19 protein-coding genes are annotated in these 16,736 nt (G+C 38.2%); 5 read left to right on the forward strand and 14 right to left on the reverse strand.

Translation table 11 applies throughout. The features are described 5' to 3' along the window. The first annotated feature begins 329 nt into the window (after positions 1–329). Complete coding sequence (locus tag IGL32_RS11820; RefSeq protein WP_002368406.1) at positions 330–1,628, forward strand: S1C family serine protease; 1,299 nt, start codon at positions 330–332, stop codon at positions 1,626–1,628. Between the two features lie 46 nt (positions 1,629–1,674). Here IGL32_RS11820 and ytpR read toward each other — a convergent pair whose 3' ends face one another. The 4 genes from ytpR to pepA all read right to left on the reverse strand — a co-directional run bounded on the left by ytpR (position 1,675) and on the right by pepA (position 4,511). After that, positions 1,675–2,295, reverse strand: a complete 621-nt coding sequence (gene ytpR, locus IGL32_RS11825) for a YtpR family tRNA-binding protein (protein ID WP_002361057.1) — start codon at positions 2,293–2,295, stop codon at positions 1,675–1,677. A 210-nt stretch (positions 2,296–2,505) separates the two neighbouring features. Beyond that, positions 2,506–2,961 carry a universal stress protein gene (locus IGL32_RS11830; RefSeq protein ID WP_156210192.1) on the reverse strand — a complete coding sequence of 152 codons (456 nt, stop codon included), beginning with the start codon at positions 2,959–2,961 and terminating at the stop codon, positions 2,506–2,508. Between the two features lie 147 nt (positions 2,962–3,108). Next, entirely contained in the window at positions 3,109–3,423 is a 315-nt protein-coding gene (locus tag IGL32_RS11835; RefSeq protein ID WP_002355015.1) for a thioredoxin family protein, read from the reverse strand. Positions 3,424–3,434: 11 nt separating this feature from the next. Continuing rightward, complete coding sequence (gene pepA / locus IGL32_RS11840) at positions 3,435–4,511, reverse strand: glutamyl aminopeptidase (RefSeq protein WP_002355013.1); 1,077 nt, start codon at positions 4,509–4,511, stop codon at positions 3,435–3,437. A gap of 306 nt (positions 4,512–4,817) precedes the next feature. Between pepA and IGL32_RS11845 the strand changes: the two genes are divergently transcribed. Continuing rightward, positions 4,818–5,159: a PepSY domain-containing protein gene (locus tag IGL32_RS11845; protein WP_002355012.1), complete on the forward strand. Its 342-nt coding sequence runs from the start codon at positions 4,818–4,820 to the stop codon at positions 5,157–5,159. 318 nt (positions 5,160–5,477) lie between these two features. Further along, complete coding sequence (locus tag IGL32_RS11850) at positions 5,478–7,133, forward strand: peptide ABC transporter substrate-binding protein (RefSeq protein ID WP_153853901.1); 1,656 nt, start codon at positions 5,478–5,480, stop codon at positions 7,131–7,133. A 37-nt stretch (positions 7,134–7,170) separates the two neighbouring features. Here the strand turns inward: IGL32_RS11850 and IGL32_RS11855 are convergent, their stop codons facing one another. Both IGL32_RS11855 and IGL32_RS11860 read right to left on the reverse strand, forming a co-directional pair. Next, positions 7,171–7,722, reverse strand: coding sequence for a DNA-3-methyladenine glycosylase I (locus tag IGL32_RS11855; RefSeq protein WP_002378947.1), 552 nt, complete (start codon positions 7,720–7,722; stop codon positions 7,171–7,173). 76 nt (positions 7,723–7,798) lie between these two features. Further along, entirely contained in the window at positions 7,799–8,575 is a 777-nt protein-coding gene (locus IGL32_RS11860) for a peptidase C39 family protein (protein WP_002383280.1), read from the reverse strand. Positions 8,576–8,791: 216 nt separating this feature from the next. Here IGL32_RS11860 and IGL32_RS11865 point away from each other — a divergent pair, with 216 nt between their 5' ends. After that, a complete protein-coding gene (locus tag IGL32_RS11865) occupies positions 8,792–9,154 on the forward strand; it encodes a hypothetical protein (protein WP_002354999.1) in 363 nt (120 codons plus the stop codon). Between the two features lie 72 nt (positions 9,155–9,226). Here IGL32_RS11865 and IGL32_RS11870 read toward each other — a convergent pair whose 3' ends face one another. The 4 genes from IGL32_RS11870 to IGL32_RS11885 all read right to left on the reverse strand — a co-directional run bounded on the left by IGL32_RS11870 (position 9,227) and on the right by IGL32_RS11885 (position 12,713). Continuing rightward, positions 9,227–10,363, reverse strand: a complete 1,137-nt coding sequence (locus IGL32_RS11870; protein ID WP_156210191.1) for a hypothetical protein — start codon at positions 10,361–10,363, stop codon at positions 9,227–9,229. 94 nt (positions 10,364–10,457) lie between these two features. Then, positions 10,458–11,033, reverse strand: coding sequence for an energy-coupled thiamine transporter ThiT (thiT, locus tag IGL32_RS11875; RefSeq protein ID WP_002354998.1), 576 nt, complete (start codon positions 11,031–11,033; stop codon positions 10,458–10,460). Between the two features lie 162 nt (positions 11,034–11,195). After that, positions 11,196–11,849 carry a PepSY domain-containing protein gene (locus tag IGL32_RS11880; RefSeq protein WP_173963717.1) on the reverse strand — a complete coding sequence of 218 codons (654 nt, stop codon included), beginning with the start codon at positions 11,847–11,849 and terminating at the stop codon, positions 11,196–11,198. Between the two features lie 78 nt (positions 11,850–11,927). Next, positions 11,928–12,713: a hypothetical protein gene (locus IGL32_RS11885; protein WP_002354996.1), complete on the reverse strand. Its 786-nt coding sequence runs from the start codon at positions 12,711–12,713 to the stop codon at positions 11,928–11,930. Positions 12,714–12,946: 233 nt separating this feature from the next. Here IGL32_RS11885 and IGL32_RS11890 point away from each other — a divergent pair, with 233 nt between their 5' ends. Further along, positions 12,947–13,681: a class A sortase gene (locus IGL32_RS11890; RefSeq protein WP_002354994.1), complete on the forward strand. Its 735-nt coding sequence runs from the start codon at positions 12,947–12,949 to the stop codon at positions 13,679–13,681. A gap of 47 nt (positions 13,682–13,728) precedes the next feature. On the opposite strand, the gene IGL32_RS11895 is transcribed toward IGL32_RS11890, so the two are convergent. The 4 genes from IGL32_RS11895 to IGL32_RS11910 all read right to left on the reverse strand — a co-directional run bounded on the left by IGL32_RS11895 (position 13,729) and on the right by IGL32_RS11910 (position 16,727). Then, positions 13,729–13,959 (reverse strand): hypothetical protein, encoded by a 231-nt coding sequence (locus IGL32_RS11895; RefSeq protein WP_002387364.1) that lies wholly within the window; start codon positions 13,957–13,959, stop codon positions 13,729–13,731. Positions 13,960–14,047: 88 nt separating this feature from the next. Beyond that, positions 14,048–14,518, reverse strand: a complete 471-nt coding sequence (locus tag IGL32_RS11900) for a low molecular weight protein-tyrosine-phosphatase (protein ID WP_002387365.1) — start codon at positions 14,516–14,518, stop codon at positions 14,048–14,050. Between the two features lie 40 nt (positions 14,519–14,558). Next, on the reverse strand, positions 14,559–15,128 hold the full coding sequence (locus tag IGL32_RS11905) for a TetR/AcrR family transcriptional regulator (RefSeq protein WP_002354991.1): 570 nt from the start codon (positions 15,126–15,128) through the stop codon (positions 14,559–14,561). 177 nt (positions 15,129–15,305) lie between these two features. Next, positions 15,306–16,727, reverse strand: a complete 1,422-nt coding sequence (locus tag IGL32_RS11910; protein WP_002398899.1) for a CHAP domain-containing protein — start codon at positions 16,725–16,727, stop codon at positions 15,306–15,308. Positions 16,728–16,736: the final 9 nt, after the last annotated feature.

Genomic DNA, 16,736 nt, shown 5'->3' on the forward strand with positions numbered 1-16,736 from the left:
TCCACATACTTATACACATATACACAGAGTTATCCACAGAACAAACTAAGAAATTACTTTATTTAACAGCTTTTTCAATACAAACACATATTCGCCACTGATTTGTCCACATTATCCACATTCTGTGGATAAATTTTCTAAAAACTGTACACAGAGTTATTCCCGATTTGTTCACATTTTTCTGTGTATAACTTTTTCATTCGTATTTTTTCTGTAATTTTTCCCTAAGTTGTTCATAAAAAATTCAAAGCTATTCGATAGACTAAAGGAGTAGGAAACAGATATACTTAATATAGAAAATTCAGATGCACTTATTGGGAGGTTATTTTATGCAACGAAAAGATGTTACACCTAATTCAGATAAAAAAAGTTTATTGCAAAAATTTGGGATTGGTTTAGCTGGCGGCTTACTTGGTGGCGCCCTTATTCTAGGAGGCGCTTATTCTGGGATTATTCCCACACCCAACGGCGGAAATAATGCGGCGACGACGACATCCACTAATCACGGCGACACAAAAGTCAGCAATGTGAGTTACAATGTTTCTAGCGATGTCACAAAAGCCGTGAAAAAAGTTCAAAATTCTGTGGTTTCTGTCATTAATATGCAAAGTGCTAGCAACAATTCTTCGGCAGATGATCCTTTTGGGGGATTGTTCGGTGGGAATGAAGGTACGCAAGACTCTTCCGGCAACAATGGTAACGATTTAGAAGCAGCCAGTGAAGGTAGTGGGGTTATTTATAAGAAAGATGGTAAAACGGCTTATGTCGTGACAAATAACCACGTCGTAGATAAAGCGCAAGGATTGGAAGTTGTTTTGTCTGATGGTACCAAAGTGAAAGGCGAATTAGTCGGAACCGATGCTTATACGGATTTAGCCGTGATTAAAATTTCTTCCGACAAAGTTGATCAAGTCGCTGAGTTTGGGAATTCTAGTAAAATCACAGTCGGTGAGCCTGCTATTGCAATTGGTTCCCCGCTAGGGTCTGATTATGCTAACTCTGTCACACAAGGAATCATCTCTTCTGTGAATAGAAATATTACCAATAAAAACGAGTCTGGTGAAACCATCAATATTAATGCCATTCAAACCGATGCTGCCATCAATCCAGGAAACTCCGGTGGTCCACTAATCAATATTGAAGGACAAGTCATTGGCATTAACTCAGTAAAAATTGTGCAATCAACTAGTCAAGTGAGCGTTGAAGGGATGGGCTTTGCCATTCCAAGTAATGACGTAGTCAACATTATCAACCAATTAGAAAAAGATGGTAAAGTGACGCGGCCAGCTCTCGGGATTACGATGTCTGATTTAACAGGTATCTCTTCACAACAACAAGAACAAATTTTAAAAATTCCAGCTTCTGTAAAAACTGGCGTAGTGGTTCGTGGTGTTGAAGCAGCGACCCCTGCTGAAAAGGCTGGATTGGAAAAATACGATGTTATCACGAAAGTTGACGGCCAAGACGTAAGCTCTACTACAGATTTACAAAGCGCGCTTTACAAGAAAAAAGTTGGCGACAAAATGGAAGTGACTTATTATCGTGGTTCTAAAGAAATGAAAGCAACCATCGATTTAACCATTGATAAATCAGCTTTAACACAACAAAATAATCGAAGCAATCAATAAAAGAAAGAAACGACCTGTTATTCAAACAACAGGTCGTTTCTTTCTTTTATTCTCCTACCGCAAATGCAGAACCAACTTCTGCATCAAAAGGCAATTCTAAGATTCCTTTTTTAGCAGGTGCATTTGGTAAACGTAATTCTTTTGCTGAACAAATCATTCCAAAACTTTCTTCCCCACGTAAAACCCCTGGCCAAATCATTAAACCATCAGGCATCATTGCGCCTGGTTTGGCCACAACTACTTTTTGTCCTGCTTTGATATTCGGTGCGCCACAAACAATTTGTAAGATTTCGCCGTTGTCTACTTCTGTTTGTGTGATAGATAAATGATCTGAATCTGGGTGTTTTTTACATGATTTGACAAAGCCGACCACAATTTTAGGGGTGTCGTCTTTTTCAAGAGTTTCTGAAAATCCCGCATCTTTAATCGCTGTATTGACTTTTTCAATTTGTTCGTCTGTTAAAGTCACTTGGCCGGTGCCATTAATGTCACCTAGAAGCGCTGAAGCATTGAAAATATTCCAAGCTACCACTGTTTCTGGCGCCTCAACTAAACTTACACGTGCCACATCCCCGACACGTTTTACTTGGTTTTCCGCACCTTGATCGTCCGCAACGATGACAAGTAAGACATCGCCAACGTGTTCTTTATTATATGCAAAAATCATTTCTGTTCCTCCTCTGTCGTTTTCCTGTCTTATCTTATCAAAAATTGACCCATTGTGCATACTTTTTTGTCGAAAAACTAAAAGACTTGGAAAATATGTCGCTACGACTTATTCTCCAAGTCCTCAATTTTGAGTGACAAGCCGCTGATCCTTTGAAAAAACAAAAGAAACATTCGGTCAACTCTCTATTCAATCAATAACTTTTTTTGCTTATTTTTCTTCAGAGTGAACAATTAAGACATCGCAAGGGGCTTGACGAATAATGTAGCTACTGACGCTTCCCATGACCACACGTTCGACTGCGTTTAATCCTGATTGTCCCACCATAATTAAATCAACATTGTATTTTTCAGGTAATTCATGACTCATGACTTCTTTGGGCGAACCAAACATGGTAACTGTTTCAACATTATGAAAATCAATGCTTTCAGCATACTTTTTACAATCGGCCATTAATTCTTCCGCAGCGGCTGTTTCTTGATCAATTAATTGATCATTTAACGTCGAATACCCCATCATTGTATACACTTGATTTTCTAAAATATTTGCAACAATGACTCGGCTTCCGTTTCGACGAGCAACCTCAATTGCACGTTCATAAGCTAAATTGGCTTGATCACTACCGTCTACGCCGACAAGAATATTTTTATACATTTGTTCTTCCATTTTCGTCACCTTCCCGATGGAGGCTGATCTAAAAGGCTTCTTTGACTAAGAAACTAGAGTCAAAAATGAATTTAGGACCCTTGCGCAGAACGCCCTTTTGTCCAGCTGATTCTCTCTTAATTTAATGGTTCCTCTGGTTCATGAAAATTAGCCTAAGCTAGTTAAAAATGCACTGATTTCTTCTTTTGTTTTTCGATCTTTATTTACTAAGCGTCCTAACTCTTGACCGTTTTCAATTACGACAAAACTCGGAATACCAAAAATATTCCACTCGGCAGCCACGTCAATAAACTGATCACGGTCGACTTCGATAAATTGAAACGCTGGAAATGCTTCTTCAATTTCAGGCATGACTGGTTTAATGAAACGACAGTCTCCGCACCAATCAGCAGTAAAGAAGAAAACATTTTTACCTTTTTCAACATAAGTTGCTAGTTCTTCTAATGAATTAGGATAAATCATTTAAACATCCTCTACTTTCCGTAAACAATTGTATTAACTGTTGATTTATCCAAGCCACGTAATGCTTGTAACAACATTTCCCGCGCTGCTTCATAATCCGCAATACTAAACATTGTTTGATGCGTATGGATGTAACGACCACAAACGCCGATGACTGTACTTGGTACACCGTTATTAGTTGTGTGCGCAGCCCCAGCATCCGTTCCGCCTTTAGAAACAAAATATTGATACGGAATATTGTGTGTCGCTGCTGTATCTAATAAGTATTCACGTAAGCGAGGCAATGTGATCAAACCTGGGTCGAAAATCCGTAATAACGTTCCTTCACCTAAATGACCATATGTCCCTTTTTTCGTGTGAATATCATCTGCCGCTGAACAATCCACCGCAAAGAAGATATCTGGATTAAATTTATGAACAGATGGTTTAGAACCACGTAAACCAACTTCTTCTTGTACGTTTGCTCCAGCAATTAATGTGTGGCCTAATTCTTCATTTTGTAACGTTTCCAATGCATCTAATACCAACGTACAACCATAGCGGTTATCCCATGATTTGCTGATAATATTTTTGCCATTGGCTGTTTTAATCGTTTCTGTTTGTGGAACAATGGAATCCCCTGGACGAACGCCAAAGCTTTCAGCTTCTTCTTTTGAAGAGAATCCTGCATCAAATAACACATCAGAGACTTCTAATTGTTTTTGACCACTCGTACCACGCAACAAGTGTGGCGGAATAGATGAAGAAATACATGGATAGTTCCCTTTACTTGTTTTTAACGTAAAACGTTGTGCTGAAACAACATAAGGATTCCAGCCACCTAAAGGAACCACTTGGAATAAACCATTATCGTTAATTTGAGTTAACATGAAGCCAACTTCATCCATGTGGGCTGCTACCATTACGCGTGGCGCTGCTTCCACTTTTGAACGTTTAATCCCAAAAATACCACCTAAACCATCATATTGAACATCGTCCACTAACGGGGTGATATGTTCTTTCATGTACGCGCGAATGTCGTCTTCAAATCCGCTGGTTCCTTGTAATTCAGTTAATTCCTTGATTCGTTGAAATGTTTTTTCTTCCATAGATGTATGTCCTATTGCTTTTGATTTGTTGGAAATTACGCCAACCAAGCGTCACTTTTTCTCTAAAAAGTCACTTTATCCTGTCGATAAAAATAGGTACTCCTTTCATATGATTTCACTCTTATTATAACGCAAATACTAGAAAATGCACATCGCTTTCTCTTTTTAAACGTGACAATGAGAATGCCCTAAAAGAATGATTGAAAAACTTTTTTTATTTCTCAGCGGCCCCTTCTCTATGGTAAAATAAGAGTGATACTGACAAAAGTAATAGTAAGCAGAAACCGACCAAGGGAGGTCATACAAATGAACGAAGAAAATGAGTTGACATACTTTAAAGGCGGCTTAGCGCTAGGCGTTGGTCTTGGTTTAGTAGGCGGCATTGCCTCAACCTTGTTCTACCATAAGAAAAAAACAATCTCCGCTGATCTCGTCTTAGAAAATGTAAAAGCTGCTTTTTTAAAAGAAGGACCGATTGAAGGTTCGTGGATTGAGTTTGAGAAAAAGCCCTTGCGGAAATTCGCCATCCACTCCAAAACGTATACTGGAGGAATTTGCCGCATTGAAGACGACGGCATTGTTCAATACGAATTCACTGCAGATGCCTACACAGGAACTGTCATTGACATCCAACGATTAAAAGATTAAAAAGATTGTTACAAAAGCACTTATTTGCTTTTGTAACAATCTTTTTTTCTTCTCATTTGTTTTTTGTAAAAGGGATGTTTATTTTATGTCAAAAAAATCAAATCAATGATGAATAAATACTCTAAAATCGAATGCTTTCTGCATGGAAATCAGCTTAAATCTTTACTTATCAACGTTTGTCCACTTTTTTCATAAAAAAGATTAGACATTTTTTAAAAATTGATAAAAGAATAATCATTTCTAACGATTTTTTAATTTCTCCTTTTCATTTTTACATTATACTGAGAGTATTGCTAAAAATGAAAAGGAGCGTGTCAAATGAAGAAATCTGTTTTATTTACTTCATTACTTGTATTATCAAGCTTAGCTTTAGCGGCCTGCGGCGGTGGCAGTGACGATAAAGGAGCAAGCAACGGCGGTAGCAACAACCAAGTATACACAATGGTTGAATCCCAAGAAATGCCTAGTGCCGATCCGTCCCTTGCGACAGATGAAGTGAGTTTTACCACTTTAAATAATGTCTACGAAGGAATCTATCGTTTAGATAAAGACAACAAACCCGCGCCTGCTGGTGCAGCCGAAAAAGCAACTGTTTCAGAAGACGGTTTAGTTTACAAAGTTAAATTACGTGAAGAATCAAAATGGTCTGATGGCAAACCAGTTACTGCTGCAGATTACGTTTACGGTTGGCAACGAACAGTGGATCCTGCCACTGCTTCAGAATATGCCTACATGTTTGAACCAGTAAAAAATGCTGAAAAAATTTCTAAAGGGGAACTACCTAAAGAAGAATTGGGCATTAAAGCAATCAATGATCATGAATTGGAAATCACTTTAGAAACAGCAACACCATATTTTGACGATTTATTGGCTTTCCCTTCTTTCTTGCCGCAACGTCAAGATATCGTTGAACGTTTTGGTAAAGATTATACAAAGAGTAGCGATAAAGCAGTCTACAATGGTCCGTTTACGCTAACTGAGTTTGATGGTCCCGGAACAGATACTAAATGGTCTCTAACTAAAAATGAAGAATATTGGGACAAAGAGACTGTCAAGTTAGATAAAGTCGCTATCAACGTGGTGAAAGAAGCCCCAACTGCCTTAAATCTTTATGAAACTGGTGAAGTGGATGATACGTATTTATCTGGCGAACTGGCCCAACAAATGCAAAACTCGCCTGACTTGGTCCAATTAAAAGCCGCTTCTTCTTTCTATTTAGAAATGAATCAAGCAGATGAAAAATCACCATTGACCAACGCAAACTTACGTCGTGCTATGTCTTATGCCATCGATCGCGATTCATTAGCTAAAAACATTTTAGCCAATGGTTCTCTTCCTTCACAAGGCTTCGTTCCTGTGGATGTCGCGAAATCACCAAAAACGGGTGAAGACTTTGTTAAAGAAGCTGGTAGCGACAAATTAGTCAAATACGACAAGAAAAAAGCTGTGGAATACTGGAACAAAGCGAAACAAGAACTTGGTGTTTCCAACTTAACGGTTGATTTAATGGTAGACGACTCTGAAGGCGCTAAAAAAATGGGCGAATATCTTCAAGGATCACTGTCTGATACTTTGGAAGGCTTAAAAGTAACTGTGACGCCTGTCCCTATGGCTGTTCGCTTAGATCGTACCTTAAAAGGGGATTTCCAAATCGCTGTTCGTGGTTGGAGTGCCGACTATTCAGACCCAATTAACTTCTTAGATTTATTAGAAAGCTCAACTTCTAATAACCGTGGACGTTACAGCAATCCTGAATACGATAAATTCATTGCTGCGTCCAAAACCACAGATGTTAACGACCCTGAAAAACGCTGGGAAGATCTAATCAACGCTGAAAAAACAGTAATTGCTGATATGGGTGTTGTGCCAATTTACCAAAAAGCAGAATCACACTTACGTTCACCAAACGTGAAAGAAATTATTTATCATCCAACCGGTGCTAAATACGACTTCAAGTGGGCGTATAAAGAATAAAGTAAAGGTCTCCTTCAATTTTGGAAGGAGACCTTTATTATTTATACTGACACGTTTCTAAATGATCATTCACCAAACCCGCTGCCTGTAAAAAGGAATAGACTGTCGTGGCACCTAAAAATTTAAATCCTCGTTTCTTTAACGCTCGACTAATCTGTTGCGATAATTCCGTGGAGGCTGGAACCTCTTCTGGGTGCTGCCAGTGATTAACGATTGGTTGCTGATCGACAAAGTTCCAGAGGTAGCGATCAAAGGAGCCAAATTCTGCCTGAACTTCTTGAAAAACTTGCGCATTCGTAATGGTCGCTTGAATTTTTAAACGATGACGAATCACACCAGGATTTGCTAGTAAAGCTAAAATTTTTTCCTCATCATATCGCGCAATTTTCCGATAATCAAACGCATCATAAGCTGCTCTGAGCGTTTCTCGTTTATTCAAAATAATCGCCCAGCTTAAGCCCGCTTGCATACTTTCCAAGGTCAATAACTCAAATAACTGTTGCTCTTCATGAACTGGACGTCCCCATTCATCATCATGATAGGCTTGCATCTCTTCAGTTGTATTCGTTGCCCAAGTACATCGCTCCATTGTACTGCCTCCTTTTATTTGCTAAAAAAGATGCGAACAAAGGGTACTGCCTTTTGTTCCACACCTTTTCTTATTCCTAATAAAATGCCCAGAAGTTTAACGCTTCATTCATCACTTCTTCGGCTGTAAATGTCCGTTTTGAATGGCCCTTTTCTTCTGAATCGTTTGGATCATTAATCCAGAAATCGCCTTTTTCATCCACACCACTCATCACCATAATGTGACCAGTTGTAGTGAAATAGCCTGGTTTTACAGAAATAATGACTGGATGACCTTCCTTCAAGAAAGCTGCCACTGTTTCAATATTCCCAATTTCTTGACAGTTATAGCCTTTCATTTCAGCATATGCACTAAAAATAGACCACGCCGTCCCTTGTCCTTCCATAAAGAAGTCATTTTTTGCCCAAGCTAACACATCTAGCGGGGTAACCTCTTGGTGATCCATGTATGAACCAACCATTGCAAGCGACACAATCGCACAGCCATTAATTTCGATTGTATTCGGCTTATCTACATTGCCAAATCCGTACGCGGTGTCTTTCCATTTAGCATCTGTCTGCAATTCTAACGGCAAATCCAGATGTCCATCATATTGCTTCTTTTCAATTTCTTGATTGACCTGTTGTCCATAGCTTAAAGGTTTGACTTTTTTCTCAATTTTAACTGGTGCTGGTTCTTTTGTTTTACTTGATTCAGCACTAGCTTTAACATATGAATCATCAAACCAACTTGAAAACCCACCTGATTTCATCGGCGAAAACTGCGCTAACAATCCGCCAAAGCCAAACGATACCAACAACACCGTGAGAACTTTTTTTTGGTAACCTGATGGTTTTTTTGACATACTATTCATCCTTTTCTATCTATTGACTACATCCGATAATCTTATGTATTTCTTATATGCTCACACATTATACTACTTTCTTTTTCGAAAAACAGAAACGTTGGTAAATTCTCATAATTATTGAAGGCGAACATATTTTCTTGAATTTTATCACAAAATTAGGTAAAATACAGGTAATTAGTCATTTGAGTTTTATTCTATTTTATTCGTAAAGGAGGCAGAAGAATGGATCAACATAAAGCTACCATCAAGAGCATTTCTAAACTGATTACGCTCTCTTCCCAACATTTCTTTTCGGCATTTTTAGAAGATTCTCAAGATCAAAAGAATAAAGAAAAGGAACGCAGTGCGCTTTTACAAGAGCTCCAAGTCGCTGCCGCCCAAAAATCCTTAGTGGTCTTACAATTGAAAGAAGTCCCTACAGCGCATAAATTCGAAACGGTGATCGGCTGGATTGTCTCAAAAAATATTTCGGACAATATCGTCGTTCGTTTACAAACGGATGAACAACAGTTACGCATGATTCCTGTTGCTTCTGTCATGAAAGTCAGCACGTTAGCCAATCGTCACCAACGTCAAATTCACTAGAATATTGAAGTCTTTATAAAATAAATGGAAACCACCAACCCTGGCGATTGCAGGTTGGTGGTTTCTTTTATTTTAGGGATGCGCCAAAGCGACCTCAATTAAACGATTTTCTGTTTGTAAAAGATCAAACAGTGTGCCAATTCTTTCTAATTGTTCCAAGTCTATTTGATAAAGTTTCACTCTTGGTTTGGTGAGCCAGGAGCCTTGTGTAAGCTTCATTCGTTCTTTGATTAACACGCCTTGTTCATAGAGCGTTTTTATCTCTAATTCAGAAACTTGGTCTGTCAAAGAGGCCCAGCGACCATGGTGAGCCAATTCTGGTAAAAAAGTAGTGCCTTCTTTTTGAGGGAACGCCTTTAGTAACTGTTGATTAATCTCCCAAGCTTCTTTCAGAAATTTAGCTTTTTTTGATAACTCATCGTAGTAAAACAAATCAATTTTAACAAGATCGTACCATTCCTCTTCCTCTAATTCCTTGATTTGTTGCTCCTCAAAGTGTGCCCAACTACTTGCTAACAACTCTTTTTCTAATCTCAATAGCTCTTGTTCTGCTTTTTCTTTCGCTACTTTCATGCGCGCTTTAGCCGCTTTTTCTTGTCGTAAGCTTTCTTGTAGAAATTGAATTTGCTGCTCTTCTTTTGTTTTTATTTTAGATTGTCTGCCCACTTGTTGGGGTAAACTTGCCTGTTGATAATATGTACCCGTTACGGATGCTTGTTCTATTTGTCGTACATTATTTAGCCACTCGTTAACAATTTCTATCAATGATTGCGCGGTTGGATAATTCATTTGTTGTAAGCTTGCTTCGAGGTTGCAAGGTTGTGCTGCATTGGAACAGATTGGTATAAATTCACAAAAATAACAATTCTCTGTGTCGCTTGTTTCGACTTGTCCCTTTGTCCAGATAAAGAGAGGAAACAAGTGTTGCAACTTTTCTATCAAAATCTTCGGGTCTAAGGCCAGTCCTAAACAACGGATGCTTAAATAACTTTTGCTAGCTGATTGCTGTAACAGCTTTTCTGGCATTATTGTTCTTTCGTCCAGCCTAGCAAATGACTGTTTTTGTTGCCATTGCTCAACTAGCTCCTGCTCACTTAACGGACCGAAAATGGTTGCTCTTTTTGCCACCTGTGGCAAAGCCTTCGGATAAAAAGAGACTTCTAACAATTCACTCAGTGAAACCACCGCCTTTTTTCTTTTTTTATTCATATTATACAGTACTCGACAACGAAATAGCTAGTTGCTTTAAAAAGAAAAAAGTCCTGAGTCAGAAGTAAAGGAAACTTCTGACTCAGGACTCAACTTATTTCTTAGGAACAAATAATTGCGGTGCTACTTTTGCCAATAAGCCTAGAACTAGACTTACATACAAACAATTGACGACAGTACTTGTACCGTTTAGAACAAAGGAATAGAGATATGGGCTCATTCCTTCTGGTGCATACATGCCCCAAACCAATACACCCGCCCAAAAATGCCAAAACCAGCGGGCGAAGACTGCGACAACACTTCCTAAAATAATCGTACGAATGGCTGATTTTAAACGATTCGCTTGAAAATACAGTTGAATTTTTCTAGCGAATACGCCACCCATTCCTCCAAACGCAAAAGCAAAGGGATATTCAAAAATAATCTGTGGAACGGACAAGAAATTTTTCATGGCTGTACCGAGAATAATATTTAACATGCCCCAAACAAAGCCTGCTGCAACTCCAGGAAGCAACCCACGACGAAACGAATAAAGAACTAATGGGACCATTCCCAACGATAGGTCCAAGCCACTATTGGCAAATTCAATCGGTAAAAAAGAGAGGGCCATTGCCATTGCTGCGACGACTGTTCCTTCTACCCAAATACGTAAATCCATTTTTCTAGCCAAACAAATTTCCTCCTATGTTCTGACGCTCTCAACCACTAATACATCGTTATTTTACCATAGGGTCTTTAGAAAAACACGTTTGTCGAACAAGCAAAAAAATAGCTGATCAGCATTTAAGGGAATCAACTCCTACTCAAACGCATGCCAGCTACTTTTTATCCATTAATCGTCCCGCTCAGTTGTCAAAATTTTACCAGAATGAGCATCGATTTTTACCTCTATTTTTTGTTGGCCCTCTTTCACTTTCACTTCCCAATAGGTGATTCCTAATTCTTTCTCTAACTTCCAATCTGTTGCCTGGCCGACTTTCGCTTCTTTTTCAGCCAAGGTTGTGGCTTGTTCTCTGGAAATGATATTTGTTAAATCAAGTGCCTCTTCTTGCATTTTAACGCCATTTTGTTCATCGGCATCCAAGGTTTCGACTTTTTCTTTTGTGAATTCGCCTGTTTCTGCGTTCACTTCAACTTGATATTCTTTTTGCTGATCCACGCCTTCTATTTCATAAAAATAACGGCCAAAATCTGTATCTAACTGCAGACTTGTTATTTTAGCTTCTGGATATTTTTTCTCAAATGCTGTCGTTACTTTTTCTAAAGAGACAGCTACCACAGTTGCCTTCTCTGATGTCGTCGTTGCTTCTTGTTGTACGGATGAACTTGTTTCAGTAGTTGATATTACTGTTTCTTTTTGTTCATTTGTTGATGAAACAGTAGTAGGCGTTTTGGGTGTACAACCAGCTACCAAAAAGAGTGCCAAGCCAGTCAGAGCGCCATAGAGTATTTTTTTCATTAAACAACCTTCTTTCCTTTTTATCATTTTATTATACTTGATTTCTCATCCAAATCATAGCTACAAAAAAAAAGCCCTACTTTAGTTGATAAAGTTAGAGCTCTCTCAGCCTTCATGGGCCAACATAAAAATTTCACCGAAATCATTCTCTTGTTCAATGTGCCAAATGCGTTTTTCACTATTATAGACAAGCGTTGCCAAAATTTCTTCTTTTTGGTAAGAGGTATTTTTCATCTTGCTAAGTGAATCTTCCACCAAGTAAATAGGAATCCGATATTCTTCTTTATCCACTTCCGTTTGTTGGAAGCAAAAAATAACACCTTCTTGCAAGATACCTTTCATATTTTTAAGTAATTCAGGACTTAATTTTTCGACAGGCGTATTTCGTTTAAAGAAGGCCTTTTTCTGGTTGACTTTCTCTAAAACAACACGTGTAATTTTATCAGCAAAGATTCGATAAAATTCATCAATATAACGATAATAGACACGCGTCATCTGATCTGCAAATTCAAAAAAGACAAAATCATTTTGTAGCTTATAAAAGAAAGGCGAATGCAAACTATTCTTCATGTGTCCAAAATAAAGAAGTTCCGAAATTTCTAATGGCGTTAGCTCTTTTAGCATCGTCACATCGGAAAAGTCAATCCATTTAATTTCTTCAGTCATCCAACGACGTTGTAGCGATTGAAAATAGCGATTGACGCTTTCTTCTCCACGAATAATTTTCAAGCCTGAATGCATATCGTATTCGCCAGCTTCGGCAGAAGGATCTAATAATAGTAAGTTCTGTGGATGATGCACAATTGAACGAACAAAATCGGAATGGGTAATTCCTTTAGATAAAACCGCGTTGCTGGTTACATCTATATGTACATAAATTAAATCAAGCAAATTCCCATCTCCCCTCTACTAGCCTCCTTACCATTTTACAATATTTTCAAAAGAAAAGCTTGTTTCTTTTACTTTAAAATTCCATTACAAAATGAGGATTTTTTTGAAAAATCAATCGATTCAGTTGTTTTTTATTAAATTAAGGTCCGGCCAGCTTACCTATTCCCCAAAGAAAATAAATAGGTTTTTCAAATAAATTGTGGTAAACTTGATACATTAAAAGGAGGGAGAATATGCGCCCAAAAGAGAAAAAAAGAGGAAAAAATTGGTTAATCAACAGTTTATTAGTTTTACTATTTATCATTGGCTTGGCCTTAATTTTTAACAATCAGATACGCAGTTGGGTGGTTCAACAAAATAGCCGCTCGTACGCCGTTAGCAAGTTGAAACCAGCCGATGTGAAGAAAAATATGGCTCGTGAAACAACGTTTGACTTTGATTCAGTTGAGTCCTTGAGCACAGAAGCGGTGATGAAAGCCCAATTTGAAAACAAAAACTTACCTGTGATTGGTGCCATTGCGATACCAAGTGTCGAAATTAATTTGCCCATTTTTAAAGGATTATCAAATGTCGCTTTATTAACTGGTGCCGGGACCATGAAAGAAGATCAAGTCATGGGGAAAAACAATTATGCCTTGGCTAGTCATCGAACGGAAGATGGTGTTTCCTTATTTTCACCTTTAGAAAGAACCAAAAAAGACGAACTCATTTATATCACTGATTTATCTACTGTTTATACATACAAAATAACTTCTGTAGAAAAAATCGAACCAACCCGTGTTGAGTTAATTGATGACGTTCCTGGTCAAAATATGATTACCTTAATTACCTGTGGCGATTTACAAGCAACGACGCGAATTGCTGTTCAAGGAACATTAGCAGCAACAACGCCTATTAAAGACGCCAACGACGATATGTTGAAGGCTTTCCAATTGGAGCAAAAAACTTTAGCCGATTGGGTGGCTTAATAAAAAAATCCTTGAAAAGTTTTGACACTTTTCAAGGATTTTTTGCTTTATTTCATCACTTGGCGTTCTTGCTGTTTCAAACGAGCAAAACCATAACGAATACCTGCAAATAATAAAACTAACGGAGATAAGAAAACAGAGATTATTAACCATTCACTTGTATACATACTACTAAAAGATAAATGATACGTGACAGCATACACTAGCGGCAGACTCATTATCAACAATAAATAATACAAACTCAATTCAAAAACATAGGATAAATAACTACTGTTCATCTTACTTCCCTCCCGTCTCTTTTTCCCTGAACAATTTGTTAACACTATTGTACCAAGGGGAAACAGAAAGTACTATCGGACTATAGTCCTAATCTTTCAGCTGTGCTTTTATTTTTTTCAACCATTCTGAGGTACCTGCTTCCACTAAGCGGTAAGTTTCCTCAAAATCTCCAGTATAATAAGGATCAGGTACGTCCATGGTTTCTTTACCAGCCACAACTTCCATAAATAAATGAATCCGCGGTTGCTCTTCTTGAGGAGCTAATGCTTTTAAATCGGCCACATTATTCGTATCCATCCCAATGATATAGTCATATTTTTTAAAATCACTTGGCTGGATTTGTGTCGCCCGCATTCCTTGATAGGAAATTCCTTGTTGCTCCAAAATTTTTCTGGTTCCCTTATGTGGCTGACTGCCAACTTCCCAGTGGCTAGTAGCTGCTGAAAACACTTGAATAGTCGATTCTAAACCGGCTTGTTGGACTTTCTGACGAAAAATCGCTTCTGCCATTGGCGAGCGACAAATATTGCCTAAACAAACAAATAACACAGTTACCACAACGTTTCACTCCTTCATAAAACTTTTTATCCTTCACACATTACTCATTGGCTTCTTGTTCATACAAATGATAAGCCATAAATTCTGTATCTTTCGCTAAACGGAATAATTGCGTCGCCATTTCCAAAGGAGTCTGAGGATATTCCTCAAGAATCCATTTCGTTAAGACGCCGCTACATCCATAGGAAAAGAAATTCGCATAAAATTGTTTGTCTTTATCTGTTAAATGGTTCTCAACATCGACTTGTTCAAATAATGAAATAAATAAGCGATTGGTCGAAGCGGAAAAAACATTAAGAAGAACTTCTGAATCTGAGGTCACCGTTGTATAGTAAAAATGACTCTTCTCTTTAATCGCTTTTAATAACTTCAGGGCTTGTTCCTCCCAGTTTTCCAAACAAATATCTGTTTCTAAGTAAATCAATGCATCGTGACGATAAATCCAACGTAATAAATCATATTTATCTGTAAAGTGATAATAAAATGTTTGACGATTCAAGCCCACTTTTTTGGTAATATCTTGGACACTTATTTTACGAAAATCCTTTTGTTCACATAATTCTATTAAAGCTGAAGCGATTGCTTGTTTTGTATCGTGCGTTCCGCTCATGCTGATTCCTCCGCTCCTAATATGTATATACCTCTATAATTGCAAAAAAACGGCCAGATTACAATATTTTCAGATACATTTTATGCATATATTTAAAATTAAATGAATAAAAAAAGCGGCAACTAACGATTTTTGTTAGTTACCACTCCTTGTTATCAATTATTAATAGATGACTATTTAGCCTGGAAAACGCCATACAACAGCGCGGAATCCTGCTGGTGGTGCTGGTGACCAGTTAGAGTTAGAAGAAACATAACCAGAACCTCCTGGGTTGTTCGCTTCAACGATTTGAACACTTCCACCACTTACACCTGTAACCAAGACAGTATGCACGCCACCAATCCAGCTATCTGGACTATAGGCACTTTCATATTGAACAACATCGCCTGGTTGCACGTTACTCCAGCTAACTTGTGTTGCGCCAGAAGCAACATAGCCACTGTTTGGACCACCATAACCGAAGTTAATACCGCCTGCCGCTAACCAGCGACGAACAGATACTAAACATTCGCCTGGTTGATTCCAACCTGTTGCATAAGAATTACCAACATCTGCTAAAGCTGCATTAATTGCGGCTTGTTTTCCTGAAGTCACGCCACCATTCCCTGGTTTTGCTTCATTGCCTTTTTCAGGAGTCGTTGGGTTAGTTACAGGAACTTCTTTTTCTTTTTCAGGTGCTGCTGCCACAGGTGTTGTTACAACACTTTCTGTTTCAGTACTTGAAGTTGTTGTTTCTTGCGTTGTGGTACTTTCAGTAGTTGTTGATGATTCTACTACTGGTGTTGCGGCTTTTTCTTCAGCGGCGGATGCTGCTGCCTCATTGGCTGCTTTTGTTGCTTTCGCTTGCTCTGCTGCCGCTTTTTGTGCTGCGGCTTGTGCTTGCGCTGCCGCTTGTTCTTCTGCTTTTTTAGCAGCTGCACGTTGGCGTGCTTGTTCTTCTGCTAAACGTTTTTCCGCTTCTTTTTTCTGTTTAATGAAGCCGTCTTTTTTCCCTTGTTCTTCAGAACGTTGTGCTTCTAAATCATTTTTAGCCACTTCTTGTTGGATCTTCAATGTTTTTAATGATTCTGTTTTGTCATTTAATTCTTTTGTTGCTGCTTCTAATTCAGCAATTTGTTTTTCAACATTCTTTGTTTTCTTTTCAACAGTCGCTTTGTCTTCTTTTTGTTGTTCTAGTAATTCATTGTTGGCGCTCATCATTGTTGAGACCGCTTGAACGCGACCAATTGCATCTGCTACTGAATCTGCATCTAAGACAGCATCAATAATTGAATCACTTTGACCATTCACTTGGACATCGCGTGCTTGTTTTGTCATTTGTACTTCACGTTTTTGAATACGGACATTCAAATCAGAAATTTCACTATATAATTTAGATACTTCTGATGATAGCTTGTTCTTTTTAGCTGTTAATGTATCGATTTGTTTGGCCGTTTCAACCATATCATTTTCAATCGCGGCAACTTTTGCTTCTGCATCTGACATTTGGCTTGTTAACGCATTAATTTTTTGATCTTGTTGTTGAATCTTTGTATCGTATTCATCTGCAAATGCTGCGGATGGCAACGCTACGCTTGTTAATGTAATGGAACATACCATTAGAGCCGA

It is taken from the genome of Enterococcus sp. AZ035 (genome assembly GCF_050548325.1).
Lineage (GTDB): Bacteria > Bacillota > Bacilli > Lactobacillales > Enterococcaceae > Enterococcus > Enterococcus faecalis.

What these genes read in the sequence shown, in the direction of transcription:
- IGL32_RS11820 (WP_002368406.1), top strand. Translation starts at nt 330, where the DNA reads ATGCAACGAAAAGATGTTACACCTAATTCAGATAAAAAAAGTTTATTG.
- ytpR (WP_002361057.1), bottom strand. Translation starts at nt 2,295, where the DNA reads ATGATTTTTGCATATAATAAAGAACACGTTGGCGATGTCTTACTTGTC.
- IGL32_RS11830 (WP_156210192.1), bottom strand. Translation starts at nt 2,961, where the DNA reads ATGGAAGAACAAATGTATAAAAATATTCTTGTCGGCGTAGACGGTAGT.
- IGL32_RS11835 (WP_002355015.1), bottom strand. Translation starts at nt 3,423, where the DNA reads ATGATTTATCCTAATTCATTAGAAGAACTAGCAACTTATGTTGAAAAA.
- pepA (WP_002355013.1), bottom strand. Translation starts at nt 4,511, where the DNA reads ATGGAAGAAAAAACATTTCAACGAATCAAGGAATTAACTGAATTACAA.
- IGL32_RS11845 (WP_002355012.1), top strand. Translation starts at nt 4,818, where the DNA reads ATGAACGAAGAAAATGAGTTGACATACTTTAAAGGCGGCTTAGCGCTA.
- IGL32_RS11850 (WP_153853901.1), top strand. Translation starts at nt 5,478, where the DNA reads ATGAAGAAATCTGTTTTATTTACTTCATTACTTGTATTATCAAGCTTA.
- IGL32_RS11855 (WP_002378947.1), bottom strand. Translation starts at nt 7,722, where the DNA reads ATGGAGCGATGTACTTGGGCAACGAATACAACTGAAGAGATGCAAGCC.
- IGL32_RS11860 (WP_002383280.1), bottom strand. Translation starts at nt 8,575, where the DNA reads ATGAATAGTATGTCAAAAAAACCATCAGGTTACCAAAAAAAAGTTCTC.
- IGL32_RS11865 (WP_002354999.1), top strand. Translation starts at nt 8,792, where the DNA reads ATGGATCAACATAAAGCTACCATCAAGAGCATTTCTAAACTGATTACG.
- IGL32_RS11870 (WP_156210191.1), bottom strand. Translation starts at nt 10,363, where the DNA reads ATGAATAAAAAAAGAAAAAAGGCGGTGGTTTCACTGAGTGAATTGTTA.
- IGL32_RS11880 (WP_173963717.1), bottom strand. Translation starts at nt 11,849, where the DNA reads ATGATAAAAAGGAAAGAAGGTTGTTTAATGAAAAAAATACTCTATGGC.
- IGL32_RS11890 (WP_002354994.1), top strand. Translation starts at nt 12,947, where the DNA reads ATGCGCCCAAAAGAGAAAAAAAGAGGAAAAAATTGGTTAATCAACAGT.
- IGL32_RS11895 (WP_002387364.1), bottom strand. Translation starts at nt 13,959, where the DNA reads ATGAACAGTAGTTATTTATCCTATGTTTTTGAATTGAGTTTGTATTAT.
- IGL32_RS11905 (WP_002354991.1), bottom strand. Translation starts at nt 15,128, where the DNA reads ATGAGCGGAACGCACGATACAAAACAAGCAATCGCTTCAGCTTTAATA.
- IGL32_RS11910 (WP_002398899.1), bottom strand. Translation starts at nt 16,727, where the DNA reads ATGGTATGTTCCATTACATTAACAAGCGTAGCGTTGCCATCCGCAGCA.